The following is a 280-nucleotide window of genomic DNA, read 5'->3' on the forward strand; positions in this document are numbered from 1 at the left end:
GGCGGCTTCGCGGGCTTAGCATCGCCTGATTCAGCGTTGGCGCTCCACAACGGGTACCGGAATATCAACCGGTTATCCATCGACTACGCCTGTCGGCCTCGCCTTAGGCCCCGACTTACCCTGGGCAGATCAACTTGACCCAGGAACCCTTAGTCAATCGGCGCAAGAGTTTCCCACTCTTGTATCGCTACTCATGCCTGCATTCTCACTCGCATACCGTCCACAACTCGTTTCCACGGCTGCTTCACCCGGCACACGACGCTCCCCTACCCACCACAAC

Annotated in this window: 1 rRNA gene; it reads right to left on the bottom strand. The window is 58.6% G+C overall.

Features of this window, described 5'->3' with window-relative positions:
• Positions 1-280: ribosomal RNA gene (locus AC5WRL_RS28140) — 23S ribosomal RNA — on the bottom strand; the annotation flags it as partial.

The organism is Streptomyces sp. NTD107, assembly GCF_059510435.1.